This is a genomic window from Nitrospira calida, assembly GCF_976986435.1.
The window spans coordinates 1,792,313-1,816,433 of the sequence record NZ_OZ335950.1; the positions used below are offsets into that span (position 1 = coordinate 1,792,313).

The following is a 24,121-nucleotide window of genomic DNA, read 5'->3' on the forward strand; positions in this document are numbered from 1 at the left end:
CGAGGAGAACGATGACGAGCCCGATGCAGTGGGCGGTTCCCGAGATTCACTCCTTTCTCGCCTTGTTGTTCCGCGTGAGCGGGATCATCGCAGCCTTGCCTCTTGTCGGCAGCCGAACGGTGCCCGTTCAGATCAAGATCGCGCTCTCGGTGACGACGAGCATGGTGCTGGCACCCGTTGTCAAACCGCTCAAAATGCCGGCCGATCCGACGCTCTTGGCGGCCGGCGTGGCCGGCGAGTTGGTCGTCGGGTTGGCCATCGGGCTGGCCAGCCGTCTGGTGTTTGCCGCGCTGGAGATCGCGGGAGAACTCATGGGTGTGCAGATGGGATTCGGTGTGGTGCAGTTGCTGGATCCGCTCGCGGCGCATCACGCCCCGCTGCTTGGCAACCTTCAGACGATCATGGCGTCGTTGACGTTTCTGTCGTTCGACGCGCATATCGAGTTCCTGCGCGCGATCGCGCAGAGCTTCGAGTCGATCCCCCCGTTCGGCGCCGGCCTCTCGCCCGGATTGGTCGAAGATTTCCTGCGGCTCTCGCACAACATGTTTTTGGTCGCCCTCAAGGTGGCCGCACCGGTCCTGGCGACCGTGGTGTTGGTCAATATCGCGTTGGCGGTCCTGGGACGGGCCGTGGCGCAAATGAACGTGTTGGCGCTGAGCTTTCCGGCGACGATCGCTGCGGGCTTGCTGATGATGGGACTGGCATTGCCGCACGCCCAGGTCCTGTATCAGCGCGAAGTGATCGGGCTCGGAGAGACAATCCGCGGATTGCTGAAGGTCTTGGGACATGGCTGAGCACGCCGGCAGCCGGACCGAACAGGCAACGCCGAAACGGAAGACCGAGGCCAGGAAAAGGGGACAGGTCCCGGTCAGCCGCGACGTCTCCACTGTGGCGGTGCTGCTGGGGGGGATCGGATTGTTGTACGTCGGGTGGCAACCGGCGTTGGCGAAACTGATTGGACTTACCCGAGAATGGCTCGCCCGGTCGGCTCAACGGGCGGTCGGTGATCCGCTCACTGCGGACGGTCTCCAACAGATCATGATCCGTCTCTCGACGGACACCATGGTGCTGGCCTTGCCGATGGTGCTCGCCATTGCGATGGTCGGCGCCGGCGCGTCCGTGTGGCAGACGGGGTTTCTCTGGCGGGCCGACGTCTTTCAATTCGATCTTGCAAGGCTCAACCCTCTGGCCGGGCTGCGGCGTATGGCCTCGCTGCGGTCGGCCGCCGAGCTGATCAAATCGTTCGTGAAAATTGTCGCCGTGGGCGCCGTGGGATTTTGGGCCATCCGCAGGCATCTCGGCCTCCTGCCGGACCTGATCTCGTACGACGTCTGGGATGTCCTGTCGGTCGTCGGCTGGCTGTCGTTCAAGGCGGCCGGTGCCATTGCCTGCACCATGGTTGTGGTCGCGGCCGCGGACTACGCTTATCAACGGTTCGAGTGGGAACGCAGTCTGCGCATGACCAAAGAAGAAGTGAAGGAAGAACTCCGCGAGGCAGAGGGCGATCCGATGATCCGCGCCCGGGTCAAACGCGTGCAGCGCGAAATGGCGAGGAAGCGGATGCTGGCCGCCGTGCCGACCGCCGACGTGGTTGTCAGAAATCCCACGCATTATGCGGTCGCTCTTCGGTATGACCCGGCCAAGATGGCGGCCCCGGTCGTGGTGGCCAAGGGCGCCGGCTATATCGCCGAGCGGATCATTCAGACGGCGCTGCAATACGGCGTGGCCGTGGTCGAAGACAAAGTCGTCGCGCGCACGCTCTACACGCTCGTCGACGTAGGTCGCGAAATTCCGACGGATCTGTATCGCGCCGTCGCCGAAATCCTGGCCTTCGTGTATCGGGCCCGTGGGAAGGTGCCATCCGTCAGAGGGAACGAATGAACGCCGCAACACAGGGCATCGCCGATCGAGCGGTTGTGAAACATCCGGATCTTGTGATGTCCGTCGCCGTGGTCGGGGTGCTGATGGTCATGCTCCTGCCGCTGCCGCGGTTCGTCCTCGATGTGCTGCTGAGCTTCAATATCACGCTCTCCATCATCATTCTGCTCGTCGGCATGCAAGTACGGAAGCCGCTTGAATTCTCCGTCTTTCCGTCCATCCTCTTGATGGTCACCCTGCTGCGGCTCTCGCTGAACATCGCGTCGACGAGGCTCATCCTGCTACACGGCAACGAGGGGACGGCGGCGGCTGGCGAAGTGATTCAGGCCTTCGGCAATTTTGTGGTCGGCGGCAATTACACGGTGGGCCTAGTGGTCTTCACGATCCTCGTCATCATCAACTTTGTGGTCGTGACCAAAGGCGCCGGGCGCGTGGCGGAGGTCGCGGCGCGATTCACGTTGGATGCCATGCCCGGCAAGCAGATGAGCATCGACGCCGATCTCAACGCCGGTCTGATCAACGAAGCAGAAGCCAGGCGGCGTCGGAAACAGATCGCCGAGGAGGCGGACTTTTACGGCGCCATGGACGGCGCGAGCAAGTTCGTCCGTGGCGACGCGATCGCCGCCGTGGTCATCATTCTCGTGAACATCATCGGTGGCCTCACCATTGGCGTGTTGCAGCAGGGAATGCCGCTGGCGGCGGCCGCGCAAACCTATACCTTGCTGACCGTGGGGGAAGGCCTCGTCGCGCAGGTGCCGGCGCTGATCATGTCCACCGCCGCCGGTATCGTTGTGACACGGGCCGCTGCGGACGCCGACCTGGGGTATGAAATCACCAGGCAGGTCTTGATCTCGCCGAAAGCCATTGGTACGGCCGCCGGCATTTTGCTCGCGCTGGGTCTGGTTCCGGGGTTGCCGCATGTCGCCTTTTTGGGGTTGGGCGGCGGTGTGGCGTGGGTGGCGTATGAACTGGTTCGCCGGGAGCGAGCCGAACAAGAAACGCCGGCCAGGGCCGCGGAGGCGGCCAAAGCCGAAGATCCGATGCCGCGCGTGGTGCCGTTAGATCAGATGGAAATTCAAGTGGGATACGGCCTGGTCGCCCTCGTGGAAGGGCCGCCGGGCGGGACGCTGCTCGACCGCATCAAGGCGCTGCGGCGCCAGATCGCCGAAAGCATGGGCTTCATCATTCCTCCTATCCATATCCGCGACAATCTGCATCTTCGGCCGAACGAGTACGCCGTCATGCTCAAAGGCGTCGAGCTGGCCAAAGCCGAGGTGGTCCCGTCCCATCTCCTGGCGATCGATCCGGGGTCGGCCAAAAAGGGCGCCGTCCAGGGGGTGGCGACGAAGGAGCCCGCGTTCGGCTTGCCGGCCCTGTGGGTGCCGGAACAGGCGCGTGAGCAGGCGCAAGCAGCTGGCTATACGGTCGTGGACGCGAGCGCCGCAATCATGACCCATCTGTCCGAGCTCATTAAGCGTCATGCCCACGAGTTGCTCGGCAGGCAGGAGACTCAAGCGTTGCTCGACGAGTTGGCCAAGGTCCATCCGAAACTGGTGGAAGAAGTTGTGCCGGCCGCGGTGCCGCTGGGCGTGATTGTCCGGATCTTGGGGAACCTCCTCCGGGAAGGCATCCCCATACGCGACTTGCGCACCATTTTGGAAGCCGTCGCGGATCATGCCGGCCTCACGAAAGATCCCGAGGTGCTGACAGAGGCGGCGCGCCAGGCGCTTGCCCGGACGATTACCCGCCAATACCAGGCGCCCGACGGGACGTTGACGGTTATCGCGCTGGACCCTCGCCTCGACCGCATGCTGGCTGAGCACGCGGCCGCTACTTCCGCCGGCCAATTCGGGCTCGATCCGAGCGTGTCGCAACAACTGCTGAACGCATTAAAGCAGGCGGCCGAGCGCACCGCGGCGAAGGGATTGCAACCGGTCATTCTCTGCTCGTCGGCCGTTCGCCGGACTCTGCGGAAGCTCTCGGAACGGACCCTGCATTCGGTGCCGGTCCTGGCCATGTCTGAAATCGACGAAACAGCCAGGCTCCACGCCATTGAAACCGTACGGATTGAACCGGAGGGCGCCTAAGCGATGAAAATCAAGACGTACCAGGCGCTGACGATGCGAGAGGCGCTCAAGTCCATTAAGGAAGAGTTGGGACCCGATGCCGTCATCCTTTCGACTAAAGAAGTTCGCAGAGGCGGACATCTGTTCGGCCTGTTCAGCCGCCCTGTCATCGAAGTGACGGCGGCGACCGACGATGCCGCTAGGGCGACCAGCGGCGGGGGACAGGCTCCGGACCGGAACGGCGTTCGGTCGCCCACGGAATCTGTGCCCGCAGTGCAGAAGTCGGCGTTCCTGAACGCCCTTCATGCCTCCATCCAGTCGGCTGGCGAAGCAGTCGACGCGACCCCGGGCCAGGCACGGCAAAACCACTGTGCTTCGGCAGCCGCCGGAGTCGAGCGGGAATTACGAAAGCAACTGGAACAGATCAAAGCCGAACTGCGCAGTCTCCACGCCATGGTCCGCTCGATGGAATGGAAACCGGTTGGCGATCCGAAGGGCGACTCGTCCGTTCCCGAGGAGAGGCTCTATCAGGACCTCGTCGCCCAGGGCGTGCAACCGCTCACCGCCGAGTCGCTCCTTACCGAGACGAAGTCCCGGTTACTTCCGGCGGATCGGCACTTGCCGGTTGCCTGGCGCCAGGCGTTGCACCGGACGGTGACCGAACACACCAAAGTGAGCGGGCCGCTGTTGGGGCCCGGCGAACAGAAGATTGTGCTGTTCATCGGCGCAACCGGAGTCGGCAAGACGACGACCATCGCCAAGCTCGCCGCTCATTATCGGGTGAAAGAAAAGCGCTCGGTCGCGCTGATCACTCTGGATACCTATCGCATGGCTGCCGTGGAGCAATTGCAGACGTATGCCAAGGTATTGGGCGTTACCCTGGACCTCGCGCTCACCAGGCGCGAGGCGTTGGAAGGGATCCGGCGTCGCCGGAGTTCGGAGTTAATCCTTATCGACACGGCCGGCCGAAGTCCGATGGACGCGGAAGGGCTGAACGAACTGAAGGACCTGGTGACGATCGGCCCTCCCTTGGAGACCCATCTTGTGCTGTCGGCGACCACCAGCGAGCGTGACCTGCTCCAGGCGCTCACCCGTTACGCGCGGCTGCCGATCGACCGTCTGCTCTTTACCAAGTTGGACGAGGCGTCCGGCTTCGGAGGCATCCTCGACACGATGCTTCTCACCGGCCTCGCGCTCTCGTATTTCAGCACGGGCCAGCGGGTGCCGGACGACCTGGAACTCGCTTCACCTGAGCGGCTGGCGAATCTGCTTCTGGGCGGGCCGGTGAAACCGTCGGGTGGACCCCAGGCCAGTCCTCCGAACGAGTCGGCTCGGCGAGCCCATGAAACAGCCGGACCTGGTCGCGGACCACGGCGGGTATGATGAAGGAGGACTCGATGGATAGGACAAAACAACCCCATGCAACGGGCTGCAGTCTTGTGGCTCCGCACCCCGGACATGTCCAGGTTATTGCGGTGACAAGCGGAAAAGGAGGGGTTGGGAAGACGAACGTCGTGGCAAACCTTGCGCTCGCGCTGGCGCAAGTCGGCAAAAAGGTTCTGGTAATGGATGCGGACTTGGGACTGGGGAATATCGACGTGCTGCTGGGGCTTGTGCCGCAGTTTACGCTGGAGCATGTGCTGCGGGGAGAGAAGAGCCTCTCGGACATCGTGTTGGTTGGTCCCGGCGGCATCGGTATCCTGCCCGCCAGTTCGGGCATTCCGCAGCTCACGGCCTTGACGCGGGAGCAACAGGTGATTTTGCAGGACGAACTCGATCGCCTGGCGCAATCGCTGGATGTGCTGCTGATCGACACCGGGGCCGGCATCTCACCCACCGTGACCTTCTTCGCCGCTGCTGCCCAGGAGATCATCGTCGTCCTGTCGCCGGAACCGACCTCGCTCACGGATGCGTACGCCCTGATAAAGGTGTTGTCGATTCAGTATCGAGAACGGCGTTTTCGGGTGCTGGTGAATATGGCCAAAAGTGCCCGCGATGCGACCGAGGTGTTCCTCAAGCTCCAGGCGGCGACCGATCGTTTCCTGAACAGCTCCGTCGACTACCTCGGGTTCATTCCGGCCGACGAGTATGTGCCGATGGCGGTGACTCGGCAGCGGGCCGTGGTGAACCTTTATCCTCACGCGCCGGCCAGTCATGCATTCCGGCGTTTGGGAAATCTCGTCGCCCAATGGAAACCGTCGCCGGTCCCCAAAGGCGGCGTCCAGTTTTTGTGGCAGCGGTTGGTGAGGCGGCCCGTTGAGTGAAAATGACGTACGTGGAGGGAACTGGTGTCGGCATGGCGAGCAACCCCGCGATGCAAAAGACGTTGGACAAGATCGGCGTGGACCAGAAAGACCGTGAGCGAATCATCCGCGAATTCGCGCCCATGATCAAAACCATGGCTCATCGGCTGGCATTCCGGCTTCCGGCGCATATGGATGCCGAAGACCTCGTGTCCGCTGGCATTATCGGTCTCATGGATGCGATGACCAAGTATGATCCCACGAAGGAGGCGCAGTTCAAGACCTACGCCGAATTCCGCATTCGAGGCGCCATGCTCGACGAAATTCGGTCGGCGGACTGGATTCCCCGGTCGGTGCACGAACGCATCAACGTGCTGCAGAAGACGATAAGCGAGCTGACGAAGCGCTTGGGCCGGGCGCCGTCCGACGAGGAAGTGGCAACAGCGTTGGGGGTGTCGGTGGCAGAATTCGACGAATTGTTGGTCCAGGCCCAGGGCGCGGTGCTGATCAGCCTCGATGATCTGGGAATCCAGGAACCGGACGGCCCCAAAATTCTTAAGGTCTTGGCCGACACGCAGCACCCCGATCCCCTGTCCACCGTCGTGAACGAACGAGAGCGACAGCGTCTGGTGGATGCCATTCGCGCGTTGCCGCACAGGGAACAACTGGTGCTGACGCTGTACTATTACGAAGAATTGACGATGAAGGAGATCGGAAGCCTCTTGCACGTGACGGAATCCCGGGTGTGCCAAATTCACGCCAAAGCGATCCTGCATCTGAAAGCGAAACTCCTGGCAGCCGAATAACCCGTTTGGGCCGCGGCGTCACGACCGACCGTGCCGACCTCCTTACGCCTGACGGCTCCCACCTTTTGATCTGTTCCGATCCGTTGATCTTCATTGCTGCCGGTTGGTGTCGAGCCGGGTTCGGGTCCGCACCCTTCCGCAGGGTGGGCTTCAGGCGGCGCCCGAACCGTCCGATAGAATATCCGGTCCGCCAATCGCGCGCACCGACCGCGAGCCCGAGAACCGCATGCTTGCCAAAGCGTATCCAGGCCCGACCGCCATGCTGTTCGTCCTCGATCGGATCTCCTCCACGGCTATCCCCTCGGACGAGGAGGGTATGCTGTTTCTTTTTCTGCCGACGCTTCTGACATGGGTGCTTATTCTGGCGAGCGCGGCCGTCATTGTCCTTCTCGTCGGTCGGATCTGCGGGACCAGCCTTACGGGAAGGGTACGCAGAGGAGACGCGCAGCACCTGGAACCGGCCGTGTACGATCCGGTCACGGGGTTGCCGGGACGACGACTGTTTCTCGCCATCGTCGGACAAGCGCTTGCTCGCGCGACCAGGATGGGACAGACGGTCGCCGTCTTCATCGTCGAACTCGATCATTTCAAAGTCGTCACGGAGACCCGCGGACGGATGAACGCCAACGCGGTGATTCGGGTACAAGCTGCCAGATTGAAAGGCGCCCTGCGTGCACGGGACATGCTGGCGCGACTGACACCGGACCAGTTCGCTGCGGTACTGGAGAACGTCGGGTCGGCGGTGGAGGTGTTGACGATCGCGCAAAAGATGCACGAGACCGTCGGGTTGCCATTGATGCTGGAGGGAGACGAACTCTTTCTCTCATGCCGCATCGGCTGCGCGCTGTATCCGCAGGACGCCGAGGACGGCCCGCGCTTAATTGAGCAGGCTGCGCGAGCCCTCGCAATCGCCAAAGCGGGAGGGCAACCGATCCATCCTGCCACCCTCAGCGTCGAATCGCATCGATCCCCTGAACCGCCCCTGTGGCCAGTCGCGCACTCTCGATAGCCCGGCCGGAAAGTTTTTTCCTGCTTCCGGCACTCCTTGCCTAGTCAGCCCCTTCTCATGATCGGGCATGATCAATGAAACGCGGGGCGCGGAAGCCGCGGATCATCAACGGACGCGCAGCGCGTCTGGCGCGCCGGCGATTCGCATTCGCCGTGGCATGCATGTTGCGATCAGACGATGGCCGATTCCCTCCCGACGGAGTCATGCATGGATCGAGGCATCTATCCGATCTTGTCCGGCGCCCTGGCGGTTGAGCGACGCATGCAACTGTTCGCCAACAACTTGGCCAACGTCAACACGGCTGGCTTCAAGCAGGATACACAGGCCTTTCGTGCGGTGATCGCCCGGCGGATGATCGGGCCAGTGCACCGGGCCACGATCCCCGCGGCCGGAAACCTCCTCGCGACGCGATCGGTGGGAGCAACAGAACGGGTCTTCGTCGCGCCGCATGGGACAAAGACCGCGTTTGAGCCGGGGCGTATCCGTCTCACCGGCAATCCGTTGGATGTGGCGATTCAAGGAGAGGGCTTCTTCGAAATCAAGACGCCGCAGGGCTTCCGTTATACGCGGAACGGGATGTTCTCGTTGGACAACCAACGGCGGTTGGTCACGCATCTGGGGTATCCCGTCATGGGTCTTACGGGCGAGCTGACGATCCCGCCCGGGATGATGCACATCTCCAGCCAAGGCACGATTCAGGTCGATGGGCGAACGGTCGGGACGATCAAGGTGGTGGAGTTCCCCGCTGAAGCTATGCCGACCAAGCAGGGCGAGGGGCTGTTTTTCGGGGAGAAAGCCAAGCCGCTCAAGAACCCGCAGATTCAAGTCGGATATCTCGAAGAGTCGAATGTGAGCGCGATCGGTGAGATGGTCAACATGATCGAGGGCATGAGAACGTATGAGTCGGCGCAGAAAGTGATTCAAACCTTCGATCGAATAGCGGAAGTGGCGATTCAGGACGTGGGAAAAGTGGGATAACGCACGGACGAGAAACCAGGGCGAGCGGCGAGAGGCCTGTCGCCGCTGGCCCGTCACTTTGGGGGGAGAGAGCGATGATCAGAGCCATGTGGACTGCGGCTACCGGAATGACTGCTCAGCAACTCAATGTGGACACGATCGCGCACAATTTGGCCAACGTGAATACCAACTCGTTCAAGCGGAGCCGCGCGGAGTTCGCGGATCTGCTCTACCAGGTCCACCGGTTGCCGGGCACCAACGCCTCCAACGTCGGCGTGTTCCCCGCTGGAGTTCAGGTCGGGGCGGGCGTCCGACCGGTGACGGTGGCGAAAGAATGGCTGCAAGGCAACATGCGCCAGACCAACAACGAGTTGGATCTGGCGATCGACGGTCCGGGGTTTTTTCAGGTTGCCAGGCCGGACGGCACCATCATGTACACGCGCAACGGATCGTTTAAACGGGACAATGTCGGCAATCTCGTGACGGGCGACGGCGATATGTTGAATCCGGTCATCACGATTCCGTCGGGCGCGCTCAAAATCGACATTGCCCAGGACGGCACCGTGTCCGTGTTGCTGCCCGGAGTCACGCAGGCCTCCCAGGTGGGACAAATCCAACTCGTTCGGTTCGACAATCCGTCGGCGTTGATTGCGGTGGGGAACAACCTCTTTCTCGACAGCTTCGCATCCGGGCCGCCGATCCAAGGGACCGGGGGATTCTCGACCGGTTTCGGGGTGATCCAGCAGGGATTCCTGGAAAGTTCCAACGTCAATCTGGCGGAGGAAATGGTGAACATGATCATCGCCCAGCGCAGCTATGAGATCAATTCCAAGACGATCCAAGCCGCCGACGAAATGATGGCGATCGCCAACAACCTCCGACGATAAACCACCGATGGAGCTGATCGTGATGATACGCCGCTTGCGCAACGCCGTGATGATTCTGGGATGTCTCATGTTGGCAGCCGGTTGGGCGGAGGCGGACCCACGGACCCTGGCGCCGGCGGCCCAGGTCCAACCGCGCCAGAGGGACGCCGTTGTGCAGCCTGACCGGATCCGGCAGACGGTCGCCCGCTATTTCGAAAAACGGTTCGCCGGAAAAGCGCACGACGTCCACATCACGCTGCTCGATCCACAAGAACCGGTGGCCGTCCCGCCAGGGGCTCTGGAATTGAACGTCCTGCCCGGCGCTCTGGAGGAGAACGTCGGCCGACGGTTGATGCGCGTGCAGATCCTCGTGAACGGCCGCGAGGTAGGTCTCGTAGAGACGCTGGTTGAAATCGCGGCCTACGCCGATGTGATCGTGGCGCAACGACTGATCAAGCCGGAAGAATTGATCGAACCGGAAGATGTGGCCATCGCGCGAATCAAACTCCACGATCTCAAACACCAATTCGCGGTGGAAATGGGTGACGTCGTAGGGAAAAGCGCTGCCCGGCCGATTCCGGCGCACAGCCCGGTGAAGTTGTCCCAGCTCAAGCCGCCCTACGCGGTGCGCAAGGGCGATCGGGTGATCATTGAGGCCCAAGGCGGGGGACTCTCGATCCGGACCGCGGGCATCACCAAATCCGGAGGGCAGGTGGGACAGTATGTGGCGGTGTCCAATGTGGATTCTGGCAGAGAAATCAAGGCGAAAGTTGTGGCACCGGGAGTCGTCCGTGTCGACTATTGAGCCTGAACCGGCGGTGAACCGAAGTCACAGGCGCATCGGCGTCGTGTGCGCTGTGCTCGGGCTAGTCGGGAACGCCTTGCTCGTTGGATGCCAGTCCACCGAACCGGTTCACTCCAAAGTAGTGGTGGCGCCGTTGCCGCCCCCCAAAACTGTGGGGTCGCTGTGGCAGGAAGAAAACGGTCGCGCCTATCTCTACGAAGACCTGCGCGCGATGCGCGTCGGAGACATTCTGACGATTAAGATCGTGGAGAAGCACAGCGGGTCCAAAAGCGCCGACACCAAGGCCGAGCGGGAGTCGACGCTCACGAACGGACTGTCGGGCTCGGGAGTCGGCTATCTCGGCATTCCGGGATTCCGGTTGGGGGCCGAGGCCATGCGAGGGCTCGGCGTCGACGCCGAAGCCAAGAGTAAGTTCGGAGGCAAAGGCGCGACGAGCCGCGCGGATACGCTGACCGGCACGATCTCGGCGATGGTGACCGAGGTGTTGCCAAACGGCGATCTCCGCATCGAGGGCAGTCGGGAAGTGACGGTCAACAGTGAACGGCAGATGATGAAGATTGCCGGCGTCGTCCGCCGCGTCGATGTGGATACGAAAAACACCGTGCTCTCCACGGCCATTGCCGAAGCCCGGATCGAATATTCGGGTCTGGGCGTGGTCGATGACGTGCAACGGCCGGGCTGGCTGGTGAGAATCTTAGACTGGATCTATCCATTCTGAGGAACGGCACGCGGTGTGAAGCCGGCAGCCAACCATAAGGATTTCACAGTTATGAGCTTTACGCGATCGATTGTTCGCCGTTCGCTCGTTCTCTGCTGGGTGCTGCTTGCTGTCACCTCTGTCCTCTTTGGCGATACGGCCGAGGCCGTACGAATCAAGGACATCGGCACCTTCGAAGGTGTCCGCGAGAATCAGTTGATCGGGTACGGCCTTGTCGTCGGGTTGGACCGGACGGGCGACCAAGTGATCGGCGGTCAGTTCACCATCCAGGCGATGATGTCCATGCTCAACAAAATGGGCATCAACCTGGTGATCGATCCGATCCAATTGCTGACGCGGAACATCGCTTCAGTGATGGTGACGGCCAAGCTGCCGCCCTTTGCCAAGCCCGGCATGACGCTCGATGCCGTCGTGTCGTCGATGGCCAACGCGAAAAGCCTGCAGGGCGGGACCCTGCTGCTCACGCCGCTGAAGGCGCCGAATCAGCAAGTGTACGCCGTGGCTCAAGGACCGGTGTCGATCGGCGGTTTCTTGGGAGGGGTCGGCGGCCCCGGCGGCGCGACGGTGACCAAGAACCACCAGGCCGCAGGAGTGGTGCCCGGCGGCGCGATCGTCGAGAAGGAAGTCGCCGTGGACATTCAGAACTGGGATTCTGTCTCGATTCTCCTCCGGTATGGTGATTTTACAACCGCCATTCGCACGGCCGAAGCGATCAACGCGGTGTTCGGCCCGGGCATGGCGGTGCCAGTCGATGCGGCGAGGGTGAAGGTCGCGCTTCCCGTCGGGTTTCATGGCCGTGTGGCCGAATATCTCGCGCAGATCGAGGGATTGGACGTCGCGGTCGATGCGCCGGCCAAGGTTGTGGTAAACGAACGAACGGGCACTGTCGTGCTGGGCGAACATGTCCGGCTCTCGACGTGCGCCATCTCGCACGGCAATCTCACTATTTCCGTGAAGAGCACCCTCAACGTGTCGCAGCCGCCGGCCCCGGTCATCGGTTCAACAGGCGGCCAGACGACGGTGACGCCGGACGTACAGACCGAGGTCAAGGAACAGGAAGCGCGGCTAATGGTAGTGGACGAAACGGTGACGCTGGGGGATGTCGTGCGGGCGCTCAACGCCGTGGGCGTGACACCGCGTGACCTTGTGGCGATTCTGTCGGCGTTGAAGTCCGCCGGCGCGCTGCAGGCAAATCTGGAGATTATTTGAATGTCGCGCACGAGGCATGAGCCGGGAAGTTGGAATCGGGACCGTCACCGGTGGCGCGCGGCTTGCTTCACTGGGGAGCGAAGAGTCGGTGGGGCAGCGGGGTGCAGCGGGAGGTCGCGGAGCGGGCAAATCCGGTTCAACAAGCTGAACAGGCGCCGCGGGCTTCACGGGCGGAACGAGATGGGATCTGGACAGGAGGTCTATGAATGGACGGCGTACTGCTGCGAGACACAGGTTGGAAGTTGGCCGAACTCAGCGTGGGCTTCGCGGGAGACCAAGCGGGCCACATCCTTACCAGGAACGCTGCGGAGCCCAAGCGCCTGCGGGAGGCGGTGCAGGAATTCGAAGGGTATTTCATCGGGCAGGTGATGAAAGTGATGCGGGATACCGTCCCGACCGGACTGTTGGCGAACAAAGCTGGCCGGTTGTTCTTTAGCTTGTATGACGAGGAGATCGGCCGACTGGCCGCTCAGGCCGGTGGCCTGGGGTTGGCCCATCTGATCGAGTTGCATTACGCTCAGAAGTCCTTGGAATCGCAGGACAAAAAAGTGCTCAAGTCCGAGCCGAATGCTGCCGATACACAGACCGAGCAAGGAGACGCTTTGGCGGAAGTCGTCCTTCTGCCGCACGGTTCGTCTCTTCAGAAGCGAGAGCGAGAGGAGTTGAGCGATGCGTATTTCAGACCAAGGGCGGGCGAACGAGTTGGCGACTGTGCTGCTTGGCATCAAAGAGACGGAACGGGTCTCCGCCCACCGGCAGGCCGAAACGCCTGCCCGGCGGGATCAGGTTGAGATCTCTGAAACGGCCAAGGAGCTGCAACGGATCAAGAAGTTGGTGGATCAACCCGCTCCAGGCAGAGCCGAACGAATTGAAGAAATACGAAAGGCGATCGAGGCTGGTAGCTATGAGGTGAAGGGCAACCAGGTCGCCGACAAGATCATCCGGAACGTGCTCACCGAGGCGGTTCTCTGACCCGCGCCTCCCAGCAAGGGGATCGCCTCCGAGCAGGATGCGCGGCCGGGAGCGTCCAGTTACTCAACCGATCTCGCTTGCGGGAACGAACATGCGGGCTACCCATTCGGCCATCACCCACCTCTTCGACCTCCTCGGTCGCGAAGAGACGCAATGCGATCTCCTGGAGAGGACCATCCTTGAGGAACGGGATGCTATCCGCAGACTGGCGATCGAGCGGTTCGCCACGATCAACGACGCCCGAACGAATGTTCTTCGGACCCTTCAATTTTTGGAAGAAGAGCGCGCTGCCCTCCTCGACCGCCTTGCCGAAGAGTGGGGGATCGACGGGCATGCAATGAGCCTATCGCAGCTCTGCGCGCGCCTCGATCCACCCGACGCACAAGGGCTTGAACGGCGCCATGAGCAGTTGGCCGCGAAAATTCGTCGCCTCCACTGCGAGATCGCGCTTAACGCCATGACGATCGCGGAGTTTCAGCGCGTGTTGCACGGCGGACTCCAGGCCTGGCAAGACGGGCGGGGTGGAGAGAGCCTGTATTCGGCGTCGGGCCGAGCCCGAACGGCTGACGCGGTTGTGGTCAGGCGGAGAGGATGACCCATGGGGATCACGGGCCTGTTCGACATTGCGAAGAGCGCGTTGTACGTGGCACAACAGGGGCTCACGGTCACCGGGCATAATGTCGCCAACGTCAACACGCCGGGCTATTCGAAGCAGGAAGTGATGCTGAGCGAGAACCAACCGGTGAACCTTCGGCCCGGGCAGGTCGGGACGGGAGTCCAGGTGACGCAGATTCGCCGGGCGGTCGATGCGTTTGTCAACCGTGCGCTCACGGATTCCTATGAAAGCACCGGCCGGCTTGCCGTGTTGCGTAACGAGCTGTTCCGGCTTCAAAGTCTCTTCGCGGATTCCAATAATCAAGGACTTTCGGCGTTGCTAGACGATTTTTTTAAGGCACTCTCGGATGTCGCGACCGCGCCGAGCCAGTCGGCCCCACGATCCGTGCTGTTGGCCAAGGCCGGAACGCTCGCCGGCGGTCTGCGCGAATCGGCCTTGTCGCTGAATCAGACACGCCTGGCTCTGAACGCCCAGGCCAAGCAGACGATTGCGGAGATCAATGCCCTGGCCGCACAGATCGCGGATTTGAACGGTCGCATCGTCTCGGCGGAGGTGACCGGCCAAAACGCCAACGATTTGCGGGACCAACGGGACCGAGTCCTCAACGACCTGGCGCAACGGATCGCGGTGACGACGTTTGAAACCTCGACCGGCGCCGTGTCGGTCTTCATCGGCCAAGGGCTCTCGTTGGTCGAGGAGACCACGACCCGCAGCTTGACGGCCGTCGAAAACCTCGACAACGGCGGCCTGGCGGACGTCGGCTACGCTCTTAGCGGGACGAAGACCGCCTTGATCACGTCGCAGCTTTCCGATGGAAAGCTCTACGGGTTGCTGCACGTCCGCGACGCGGTCATTCCGGATCTGCAACGCCGCCTCGATACCCTGGCTGCGGCTTTGATTAACGAAGTCAACCAAGTTCATCGCCTCGGCTACGGCCTCGACGGTTCGACCGGAGTGGACTTTTTCGTTCCGTTTTCCGTGACGACGGCGGGCAAGAGCGCAAACGCCGGGACCGGCGCGATCGGAAACGGCACCGTCGCCGCCAACAGTCTTCTGACGTTCCACGATTACGAAATTCGGTTTTCTTCGCCCACCACCTATTCCCTCGTCGACTCCAGCACGGGCGCATTTGTTCGAGGGAACTACACGGGCACTGTCGTCACGCCGCCGACGCCAGAGACGCCGATCTCGATCGTCACGGGCACGAACGACACGTTGACCGTGGCTGTGGATGGGGTGGCTTCGGGGACCATCACGTTGGCGGGCGCCGGGTCACCCGGCCGGCCTTATACCAGCGGGGCCGATTTAGCCTCGGAGCTGCAGAGCAAAATCAACGCGGATGCAGCCCTGAGCGCGGCGGGCAAGAGCGTCATCGTCACCTATGATCCGACGACCAACCGGTTCGTCATCACGTCCAATTCAGCCGATGCCGCCTCACACGTGGACGTCACCGGCGGCACGGCCCGCGCGGTGTTGGGCCTGCTGAGCGGAACTAGCACGGCCGCGTCAGGGACGTACAGCGGACCGCAAAACTTCGTCGTCGACGGGCTCGCCGTAACCGTCACCGGCGTGCCGGCGGCCGGTGACGCCTTCACGTTCAATTCGCGCACCGATGCGGCCAAACATTTCACGGTTTCGCTGACCAACGGCCGGCAAGTCGCCGCCTCGTCGACGTTGGCGGGCCTTCCGGGAAACAACGCCAACCTCCTGGCGCTCGCAGCCCTGCAGGAGAAGCCCTTGGCCGGATTGGACGGCGTGACATTCAATGAAGCCTACCGGCAGGCGGCTGCGGATCTCGGGGTCGCCGCACAGGCGGCAGACCGAGAATTCCAAGCCCGCTCATTCGTGCAGGAACAACTCCAGACGTTCCGGGCGCAGGTTTCCGGCGTCTCGATCGATGAGGAGCTTGTCGCCATGCTGAAATATCAGCGGGCGTTCGACGCCGCCGCGAAGCTGATCGTCGTGGCGGACGAAATGCTGCAAACCTTGCTGGCACTCAAACGTTAGTGGATTGGGGCGTCATGCGCATCACGGAAACACAGCTCTTTTCTTTACTGACGAACAACCTCCAGCGAGCTCAAGCGCGGCTCCTGACGATCCAGGAACAGATCTCGACGGGCAAGCGGGTCATCCGACCCGCCGATGATCCGGCTGCTTTCAACGCCATCGTCTTCGACAAGACCCAGTTGGCGCAGATCGAGCAGCGCCTCAGGAATATCCAGTTTGCGACGACCAGGCTGGATCTCACGGATAAGGCGTTGAGCAGCGTGACCTCCGTCCTGGCGCGAGCGCAGGAACTCGCCGTGCGGCTGCGGAGCGATACGAACGGCGCGCCGGAACGCGCCGCCGGCGCGCGGGAAGTCCGCCAGCTCCTTCACGAGTTGCAGCAGATCGCCAACACGGAGCTTCGTGGCGAAGCGATCTTCGCTGGAACGGGCGCGCACGGCCGGGCCACCGGCGTGGAGATCGGAGAACCGGTTACCTTCAGCAACGGGGTGAACGACACCGTACAAGTCACGGTGGACGGAGTCACCTCCGGCGTAATCGACTTGACCGACGGCGCGGAATCGTTCACCGGCGTCGAGCTAGCCGCCCGCCTGCAAAGCCGCATCAACGCCGATGCCGCACTCCGCGTGGCAGGCAAAAGCGTTACCGTCACCTTCGAGGGTGGGCGACTGGTGATCGTCTCCAACGGATATGGAGCAACATCAACCGTCCGCGTCGTCGCTGGCAGTGGACTCAGTGCCTTGGGATTCAACGGTGGGAGCACCACGACCGGTGCCGTCCCCTTCGCGCTTACCGCGACGATCCAGCCGGCCAGCTCGAACACTGGCCAAGGCCTGATCGCGCAGGGGCGTGTGACGGACCCGAGCCTCGCGACATTCGAAAACTACATGATTCGATTCAGCTCGGCGACCGCGTTTGACGTCTACAGCGTATCCGCGCCGGTGAGCGTCAGCCCCCGCGAAGCCAATATGGGAGGGGCAGGGGTAACCGATGCTGGTGTCGTCGATCCGACCGCTGTGACGCTGGACGCGTATGAAATTCGGTTCACGTCGACCGATCAGTTCGACATTGTCAACACGACGACGGGGGCGACGGTGTCCATGGCCAACACGTATCGGTCCGGCGAGGCGATCGACTTCGACGGGCTCCGGGTGGTTCTGAGCGACGGCCTTCGGGGCGCTCCCCGGAGCGGAGACCGCTTCGCGGTGACGTTGGAGGCGCGCGCGGTGTTGACGAACTGGACTTACGTGTCGGGCAGCCAGATAAGCTTTGAGGGCATCAATGTCTCCCTCGCCGATGGAGGATCGGGGCCGGCGGCGGGGGATCGGTTCAGCGTTGCGACCGGTGTCCAGTATCAAGGCAATAACGGGATCCAATACATCGAAACCGGAAGCGATCAGACGCTGCAGAGCAACGTACCGGGCAGTCAGGCGTTCTCTGGTCCGACGGTGGATCTTTTTGACGCGATGGCTCGACTCTACGGAGCCCTGAATGGGAACTACCGGGGAGGAATCTCCCAGGCCTTGGCTGAGATCGAGGAGGCAGTCACGCAGATTGCCTCCATCCAAGGGGAAGCCGGAGCGCTGACCAATCGCCTGGAGATGACGGCCTCACGCCTCGACGCAACCAAGGGCTTCGTCACCGAGATGCTGTCACAGAACGAAGATGTGGATGTGGTCAAGGCGATTTCGGATCTCACGTTGCAACAATACGCGCTTGAAGCGGCCAGCCGAACCTTGACGACGATTTTTCATAGCTCGTTGCTGAAGTTTTTGCGGTAAAGGCTCAGCGCGATGTTGGTGCTGACGAGAAGGCGGGGCGAGGGGATCACGGTGGGGCCGGATGTCCGGATCGTCGTGCTCGGCGTCAAAGGCGGTCAGGTCCGGTTGGGAATCCAAGCCCCTCTGCGCGTGGAAGTCCATCGCGAGGAGCTGTATGCCCGAATTCAGGAAGAGAACAGACTTGCGGCGTCGGCGAAGACCATTCCTCCGGAAGCCGTCAAGAGGCTCATTTCCGAATTCGGCCGTCGGGGCCGATGAAGGCTGCTCATGAAGGTGACCTGTACCCGCTTCGGCACGCTCGATGTCCGCGATGAGATGGTCTGGACGTTTCCCTCCGGCATCCTGGGGTTTTCGGAGTGGACCAAATACATTCTCTTGGACCATGATACGGACGCACCGTTCAAATGGCTACAGTGCGTGGAGGAAGGAAGCCTGGCCTTCGTCATCATGGATCCGGCTCTGTTCAAGCCGGACTACCGGGCTGAGATTGTGGAAGAGGCGCTGGCCGAAATCAAAGCCCGGGACGCGGGCGATCTGGCGCTCATGACCATTCTGACGATTCCATCGGAGGATCCGACGGCCATCACCGCCAACCTGCGAGGACCGCTGCTGATGAATTGGCGCACCAGACTTTGCAAGCAACTGGTGCTGGACGAAACCTTTCCCACTCGCTATCCGATTTTGCATGCCGACTGCCGACCATCACCGCGCGCGACAGAAGTCTTGGTCTCCGGTCATTAAAGACCAAGAAAAGGAGTCACCAGAGAGAAGAGGGAGAAAGAGAAGAAAAGGGGTCGGGAGTCATTTTAAGCGTACAATGCATAGGAACGGTGGCGTGTTAAAAAGACTCCCGACCCTTTTCTTCTGTGTTGGTCATCAGTGATGACGATCTCGGCGGAGAGCCTGTTCGGCCCGCTTCACACAGGGGATCACGATTCTCCGACCGTCATGGAGGATCAAGCCTGCCCGTGCCAGCTTCCGTACGCTGCGGCTGACCGTTTCCCTGGCCAATCCCGTCAGTTGCGCCAGGCGAGTTCTGGTCACTTCGGCCGGCAGGGAGACGCCCCGCTGATCGGTGACTCCAAGATTCCGGGCGAGATCGAGGAGACACCGCAAAATGCGCCCACCTGCATCCCGACTTTGCCCCGCAGCGAACTGGTGCTCGATGGAATGCATTTGAGAGCCAAACTGCTTGAGCAGTGTGGCGAGCAGTCCCGGCTCCATCGTGACCGCTTTCAAGAGAGCGGCCGGCCGGACATAGGCGAGGGTCGTCTCCACCAAAGCCTGGGCCGAGCATGAGAAGGTCGGACGCTCCAGAAGCCAGTCCATTACGCCAATAAAGGTGCCCGTCCCGCCCGTGTGCAGCGTGATCTCCTCTCCGCCTTCCGTCAGGAGACTCGAAACGACCATCCCGCGGCAGACCAGGGGAAGAGTTGTTCGGATGTCTCCCTGCCGAACAATAGAGACTCCTGCGCGATAGCGGTGCACAGTGATGTGTCGGTGGAACTCATCCTGTTCTCGCTCCGGCAGGCGCCGCAAAGCCGCCGGAACGATACATGACAACCGCGCGCGGCACTGGGCACAGAATTCTGTCAGCGGCCGGGCGCTCAGCGGAGTGTGAGACGGTGTTTTGGATCGAGGATGTTTTCTCATGAAACAATGGCAGCCGTATGGACCACATTGGTCAGAACCGATGCATGTGAGGTCATCATACCAAAGATGGCGCCGCTCTGCCGTTTTCAGGGCGAGCCGGTAAAAATGAAAGGCGCAACCGCGCTCTTCCTCCGGAAAGCCCGGTTGCGCCTTCGGCTGACCGATCCGATGTTCTGCCCGCCAAGGCGAGTCGATCGTCTGTCGACCCAGTGTGGTGACATCTCTATCGGCTGATGACTGATGAATCTTGAGTGGAGGCAAAACCTGTGATTGTGGTCACAGACTGAGCGGATCCTTCTCGCTATACTCACGGTCCTTGTTCAGCGAAACCTGTCACGGTCGACGTTGAATCCGCCTCTGTTTCTGACCAGGATCCTCCCCGCTCGCCTGACCCGCTGGCTCGCTCTTTGGGTCGTGCTTACGGCCCTGCCATCTTTGCTCGTCGGCGGGTGGTTGTTTGTCGTCGTCTATCGCGATCTCGGCGAAGCCCGGCAGGCCGGCGCCGCAGCCCTAGCACGATTGGCTGTGGAGGCTCTGGATCGGCTTCTTTACGAACGTGTCCAAGACACGCTCGTGTTTTCCAGGCTCCCGGCGGTCCGTGCTTTTGATCTCACGAAGCTTCACGATGTCGCGGATGAGCTAATCAGGGGCTATGCACCGTACTATGAGGTAGCGGTGGCGATTGATCAAACCGGCCGGATTGTGGCGGCCAACCGTGTTGATGCAACGGGTTCGTCGATTCCGGCGGAACAGTTGATCGGCCGGTCCGTGGCGCAGGAGCCGTGGTTCACCCGCGCCCTGCGCGCCACGAGCGGTGTGGTCATCGAGGAGCCTCATGTCGATCCCTTGGTCGAGACGGTGATGCCCGGTCAACGCCCCGTGCTGAGCTTCTCCGCGCCGGTCAAGGCGTCGAACGGACAAGTGGTTGGGGTGTGGTCGACACGGGTGTCCCTTGCTGCCATCAAATCTGCCTTGACTCGACTCTCAGGCGAGGGCGTGTCTCTCGCCTTCCCGTTGCTCGTTCGGTCGTCTGCCGGCTCGGACATCGGCGTTGATGGCCTTGATGTCCCGATCCGTATCGGCCCATGGCCGTCCTCGAAAGCCGCCATGGAGGACCTGCCGCGTTTGGCCCTGGCGGCTTCGACCGGATTTGCGGACTGGCCGGGACTCGGCTGGCGGGTCGAAGTCTATCAACCGGCGAACGGAGTGCAGTGGCGGGACGTTCTGCATGGCTTGATCGTGTGGGTCGGTCTCTTGGCGGTGGGAGGCGGCATCGGGTTGGGCGTCATCGTCCACCATCGTCTGGTCCGGCCGATGCTGGCTCTGAAGGCGTTGGCCGAGGGACGGGCCCGTGCGGCTCGCACGGTGCCAGTCGAGCGAGTTCTGTCACCCGGAGAATTCCCGGTCCACCGGGCACCGGCTAAAGAGCGAATAGCCCCGGGCGAACTCGGAGAGCTGACACGGGCGGTTGGCGTGATGATCCAGGAACACGAGCAGCAGGTCGCCCGGCTTACGGTGCTGAATGGTGTAGCACAGAGCTTTCAGCGCGACGTCATTTCGGTCCCCGCACTGATGACCCGCATCGCGCAGACGGCAAGGGAGCTGACGGGTGCCCGGTATGCCGCACTAGGTCTGTTTGATGAAACCGGTGAAGAGATTGACCAATTGTTCACAGCGGGGATCGACGAAGCCACAAAGGCCGCCATCGGTCGGCTGCCGACCGGCCGTGGCCTTCTGGGCCATTTAGCCAAGGCGGATGGAGTCTTGCGTCTCGCCGATCTCAGGCAGCATCCGGCTTTTACGGGGTTCCCTCGGCATCACCCGCCGATGACCTCATTCATGGGGATCTCCATCCGCGCCCATGGGCAGCTCTTCGGACGGCTCTATGTGACCGACAAGATGGGGAGGGCGGGCGAGCCGGAACCGTTTACGGACACCGACGAGCAGATGATCACCGCTTTGGCCTATCTGGCTGGAGCCGCGATTGAAAGTGCCCACCTTCTGCGGGAAATCAAAGTCGCGGAATCGCGGTACCGCTCCATTCTGAACGCTATCGAGGAAGGCATTTTCGGCGTCGATATCTCCGGGCTCTGTCTGTTCGCTAACCAGGCGGGTGCCGGCAAGCTCGGCTATCTTCCGGACGAGATCGTCGGACAATCGCTTCATCAGCTGGTCCATCCTAAGCGGGCCGATGGACGGCCGTGTGCTGAAATCATCTGTCCCCTGTGGGAAACGCTGCGAACATCTCAGCCTCGGCGCGCCGATCGCGAGGTCTTGTGGCATCGCGATGGGCCGCCTCTTGCCGCGAGTTGGTCGTCCGCGCCGCTGCGCGATGACGAAGGCCGAATGATCGGCATGGTGGTCAGTTTCACGGACCTCACCGAACGAGAACGTCTGGAAGAGCAACTGCGTCAGGCCCAGAAAATGGAGGCGATCGGGCGATTGGCCGGCGGCATCGCACACGATTTTAATAACATCCTCACCGCGATCCTGGGATTCAGCGCCATTCTTTCAGAACAAGTGGATCCGGATCACCGACGATATGTGGATCAAATCCGGCGAGCCGGCGAACGGGCCGCCACGCTGACCCGACAGATTCTGGCTTTCAGTCGCAAGGACCTGATCCTGCCGCGGGTGCTGGATCTTAACGACGTGCTGGCGGAGATGGACGAATTCTTGCGCCGGCTGATCGGAGAGGACATCGCGCTTCTCGTAGTCGCTGATCCAAACGTGTGGCCGGTCAAGGTTGATCCGGGCCAGGTCGAGCAAGTCATTATGAATCTGGCGATCAACGCCAGGGATGCCATGCCCGGCGGTGGACGGCTCACGCTTGAAACCGCCAACGTCACGCTGGACGAAGCCTACTGCCGAACCCATCCCGAAGTCAGTCCGGGCTCCTATGTCATGTTGGCCGTGAGTGACACCGGTCACGGCATGGATGCGGCCACGCTGGCGCGGTGTCTCGATCCGTTCTTTACGACCAAGCCGGTGGGGAAAGGAACGGGACTGGGACTTTCGACCGTGTACGGCATCGTTAAGCAAAGCGGCGGGACGCTGTCCATCTACAGCGAGCCGGGTCACGGCACCACGGTGAAAATCTTTTTGCCGCGGGCTGACGAGGCGCCGACACCGCGGCCGGAGGCGCCGGCCCCGGCATTAGGGAAGCCCTGCACCGAAACGGTGTTGGTCGTCGACGACGACGAGGCGGTGCGAGATTTCGTGCGCACGGCGCTGGCTGAATGCGGGTATACGGTGCTGGTCGCCCAAACCGGCGAAGAAGCCCTCGCATTGAGCGCTCGCTTGAGCGGGCGGATCCATCTTTTGTTGACCGATGTCGTGCTCAGCGGCATCAACGGGCGCCGGCTGGCGGAGCAGCTTCAGGTCGAGCGGCCTGACCTCAAAGTGCTGTATATGTCCGGATATGCCGAGAACGCCATTGTGCATCACGGCATCCTCGATTTCACGGTCGAGTTTCTGAGGAAACCCTTCACTGCAGACGATCTGCGGGCCAAGGTTCGACGGGTCTTAGATTCGTAAGGGAAGCCGGTAGACCGATCAGCGCCGATGCCAGATTCCGGGTCACAGATGGGACGGATCCTGATTGCCGATGACGATGCGACGTTTCGTGAAGTCGCGACCGAGTGGCTGGGCCGGGCGGGATTTCAGGTCGATGCAGTGCCGGATGCCCGTGCGGCTGAGGAGGCTTTGACGCGGCACTCTTACGAGCTCTTGATGGCTGACATCCGGATGCCCGGCAACACGGAACTTGAATTGCTCCGGTCGCTCCGCGACCGGGGGGTGGCGGTTCCCGTGCTGCTGGTCACGGCTCATCCGTCACTCCCGACTGCCATCGAGGCGCTTCGGCTTTCGGTGGTCGATTATCTGGTCAAACCGGTGAACTTTTCGGTCGCGGTTGAACGGATCCGACGCGCAGTGGAGACCGGACGGTTTCTGCGGTCGCTCGAACAGGTGCGTTACGAGGCGGCACAGGTGCTGGAAGTCGTGACGCGGTGCGAAGAGGCGTGTGGTCACCGGCCCGGACCGGTCGAAAAATCGCCTGATGCGGCCACTCGCATCGAGCAGGCGGTCGGCCACCTGCGCCTCGAGGTCCTCAAACTGGCTTTGACGTTCAATCAGGCCCTGAGTTTCTTCCCTCTTTCCCGCCAGATCCGACAGCTTGATCTCTGCAACATCCTTTCCTGTCCTCGACGCATGGCTTACGAAGACGCCCTCGTCCAGACGGTCGGCATTCTCGAACGGACCAAGCATGCCTTCCGCTCCAAGGACCTGGGGATCCTGCGCCAGCAGCTTGAAGCACTCCTGGAACGGGAACGCCGGGCCACTCAAGTCCGGAGTCAACCGACCGATACAGAACCAGAACAGGGACTCAACCTTTCGGCCGATCAAGGGTCGGCCGGCCTTAACGGGTAGGGGCAGCCCTGCCAGTTGAAGGCGCAACCGGAAGGCCTGGGCGGACAGCCGAGGGGGACCGGGAGCGCCTTTTGCGTTTTAGGGAACTGGCCGGAGGACGTCAT

22 protein-coding genes are annotated in these 24,121 nt (G+C 61.9%); 21 read left to right on the plus strand and 1 reads right to left on the minus strand.

Annotation, left to right across the window (positions count from 1 at the left end; genetic code table 11):
- Positions 1 to 11 precede the first annotated feature (11 nt).
- The 19 genes from fliR to fliW all read left to right on the plus strand — a co-directional run bounded on the left by fliR (position 12) and on the right by fliW (position 18,674).
- On the plus strand, positions 12 to 794 hold the full coding sequence (gene fliR / locus ACWHTU_RS08915; protein ID WP_447863172.1) for a flagellar biosynthetic protein FliR: 783 nt from the start codon (positions 12 to 14) through the stop codon (positions 792 to 794).
- Positions 787 to 1,881, plus strand: a complete 1,095-nt coding sequence (gene flhB, locus ACWHTU_RS08920) for a flagellar biosynthesis protein FlhB (RefSeq protein WP_447863173.1) — start codon at positions 787 to 789, stop codon at positions 1,879 to 1,881. The genes fliR and flhB overlap by 8 nt, the downstream gene beginning before the upstream one ends.
- Complete coding sequence (flhA, locus tag ACWHTU_RS08925) at positions 1,878 to 3,965, plus strand: flagellar biosynthesis protein FlhA (RefSeq protein ID WP_447863174.1); 2,088 nt, start codon at positions 1,878 to 1,880, stop codon at positions 3,963 to 3,965. The genes flhB and flhA overlap by 4 nt, the downstream gene beginning before the upstream one ends.
- Positions 3,966 to 3,968: 3 nt before the next feature.
- Positions 3,969 to 5,327, plus strand: coding sequence for a flagellar biosynthesis protein FlhF (gene flhF / locus ACWHTU_RS08930; RefSeq protein ID WP_447863175.1), 1,359 nt, complete (start codon positions 3,969 to 3,971; stop codon positions 5,325 to 5,327).
- A 14-nt stretch (positions 5,328 to 5,341) separates the two neighbouring features.
- Positions 5,342 to 6,208, plus strand: coding sequence for a MinD/ParA family protein (locus ACWHTU_RS08935; RefSeq protein WP_447863176.1), 867 nt, complete (start codon positions 5,342 to 5,344; stop codon positions 6,206 to 6,208).
- Positions 6,209 to 6,210: 2 nt separating this feature from the next.
- A complete protein-coding gene (locus ACWHTU_RS08940; RefSeq protein WP_447863177.1) occupies positions 6,211 to 6,993 on the plus strand; it encodes a sigma-70 family RNA polymerase sigma factor in 783 nt (260 codons plus the stop codon).
- 226 nt (positions 6,994 to 7,219) lie between these two features.
- Positions 7,220 to 8,002 (plus strand): diguanylate cyclase domain-containing protein, encoded by a 783-nt coding sequence (locus tag ACWHTU_RS08945; RefSeq protein ID WP_447863178.1) that lies wholly within the window; start codon positions 7,220 to 7,222, stop codon positions 8,000 to 8,002.
- 207 nt (positions 8,003 to 8,209) lie between these two features.
- Complete coding sequence (gene flgF / locus ACWHTU_RS08950; protein ID WP_447863179.1) at positions 8,210 to 8,980, plus strand: flagellar basal-body rod protein FlgF; 771 nt, start codon at positions 8,210 to 8,212, stop codon at positions 8,978 to 8,980.
- Positions 8,981 to 9,054: 74 nt separating this feature from the next.
- Positions 9,055 to 9,846 carry a flagellar basal-body rod protein FlgG gene (flgG, locus tag ACWHTU_RS08955; protein WP_447863180.1) on the plus strand — a complete coding sequence of 264 codons (792 nt, stop codon included), beginning with the start codon at positions 9,055 to 9,057 and terminating at the stop codon, positions 9,844 to 9,846.
- Between the two features lie 22 nt (positions 9,847 to 9,868).
- The gene (flgA, locus tag ACWHTU_RS08960) at positions 9,869 to 10,630 is read left to right on the plus strand and encodes a flagellar basal body P-ring formation chaperone FlgA (protein ID WP_447863181.1); all 762 of its coding nucleotides are present in this window, start codon (positions 9,869 to 9,871) and stop codon (positions 10,628 to 10,630) included.
- The gene (locus ACWHTU_RS08965; RefSeq protein WP_447863182.1) at positions 10,617 to 11,348 is read left to right on the plus strand and encodes a flagellar basal body L-ring protein FlgH; all 732 of its coding nucleotides are present in this window, start codon (positions 10,617 to 10,619) and stop codon (positions 11,346 to 11,348) included. Before flgA ends, ACWHTU_RS08965 begins: the two co-directional genes overlap by 14 nt.
- Positions 11,349 to 11,399: 51 nt before the next feature.
- Positions 11,400 to 12,557 (plus strand): flagellar basal body P-ring protein FlgI, encoded by a 1,158-nt coding sequence (locus ACWHTU_RS08970; protein WP_447863183.1) that lies wholly within the window; start codon positions 11,400 to 11,402, stop codon positions 12,555 to 12,557.
- Positions 12,558 to 12,934: 377 nt separating this feature from the next.
- Entirely contained in the window at positions 12,935 to 13,348 is a 414-nt protein-coding gene (locus tag ACWHTU_RS08975) for a rod-binding protein (RefSeq protein WP_447863335.1), read from the plus strand.
- On the plus strand, positions 13,233 to 13,529 hold the full coding sequence (gene flgM, locus ACWHTU_RS08980; protein WP_447863336.1) for a flagellar biosynthesis anti-sigma factor FlgM: 297 nt from the start codon (positions 13,233 to 13,235) through the stop codon (positions 13,527 to 13,529). The genes ACWHTU_RS08975 and flgM overlap by 116 nt, the downstream gene beginning before the upstream one ends.
- A gap of 91 nt (positions 13,530 to 13,620) precedes the next feature.
- Positions 13,621 to 14,124 carry a flagellar protein FlgN gene (locus ACWHTU_RS08985; protein ID WP_447863184.1) on the plus strand — a complete coding sequence of 168 codons (504 nt, stop codon included), beginning with the start codon at positions 13,621 to 13,623 and terminating at the stop codon, positions 14,122 to 14,124.
- Positions 14,125 to 14,127: 3 nt separating this feature from the next.
- Entirely contained in the window at positions 14,128 to 16,152 is a 2,025-nt protein-coding gene (gene flgK / locus ACWHTU_RS08990; protein ID WP_447863185.1) for a flagellar hook-associated protein FlgK, read from the plus strand.
- A 14-nt stretch (positions 16,153 to 16,166) separates the two neighbouring features.
- Complete coding sequence (flgL, locus tag ACWHTU_RS08995) at positions 16,167 to 17,933, plus strand: flagellar hook-associated protein FlgL (protein ID WP_447863186.1); 1,767 nt, start codon at positions 16,167 to 16,169, stop codon at positions 17,931 to 17,933.
- Between the two features lie 12 nt (positions 17,934 to 17,945).
- Entirely contained in the window at positions 17,946 to 18,191 is a 246-nt protein-coding gene (gene csrA / locus ACWHTU_RS09000) for a carbon storage regulator CsrA (protein WP_447863187.1), read from the plus strand.
- 9 nt (positions 18,192 to 18,200) lie between these two features.
- A complete protein-coding gene (gene fliW, locus ACWHTU_RS09005) occupies positions 18,201 to 18,674 on the plus strand; it encodes a flagellar assembly protein FliW (protein ID WP_447863188.1) in 474 nt (157 codons plus the stop codon).
- Between the two features lie 135 nt (positions 18,675 to 18,809).
- Here the strand turns inward: fliW and ACWHTU_RS09010 are convergent, their stop codons facing one another.
- On the minus strand, positions 18,810 to 19,586 hold the full coding sequence (locus ACWHTU_RS09010; RefSeq protein WP_447863189.1) for a Crp/Fnr family transcriptional regulator: 777 nt from the start codon (positions 19,584 to 19,586) through the stop codon (positions 18,810 to 18,812).
- Between the two features lie 345 nt (positions 19,587 to 19,931).
- On the opposite strand from ACWHTU_RS09010, the gene ACWHTU_RS09015 reads away from it, so the two are divergent.
- Together ACWHTU_RS09015 and ACWHTU_RS09020 are read left to right on the plus strand one after the other, a co-directional pair.
- Positions 19,932 to 23,123, plus strand: coding sequence for a GAF domain-containing protein (locus ACWHTU_RS09015; RefSeq protein ID WP_447863190.1), 3,192 nt, complete (start codon positions 19,932 to 19,934; stop codon positions 23,121 to 23,123).
- A gap of 27 nt (positions 23,124 to 23,150) precedes the next feature.
- Positions 23,151 to 24,017, plus strand: coding sequence for a response regulator (locus ACWHTU_RS09020; RefSeq protein ID WP_447863191.1), 867 nt, complete (start codon positions 23,151 to 23,153; stop codon positions 24,015 to 24,017).
- Positions 24,018 to 24,121 lie beyond the last annotated feature (104 nt).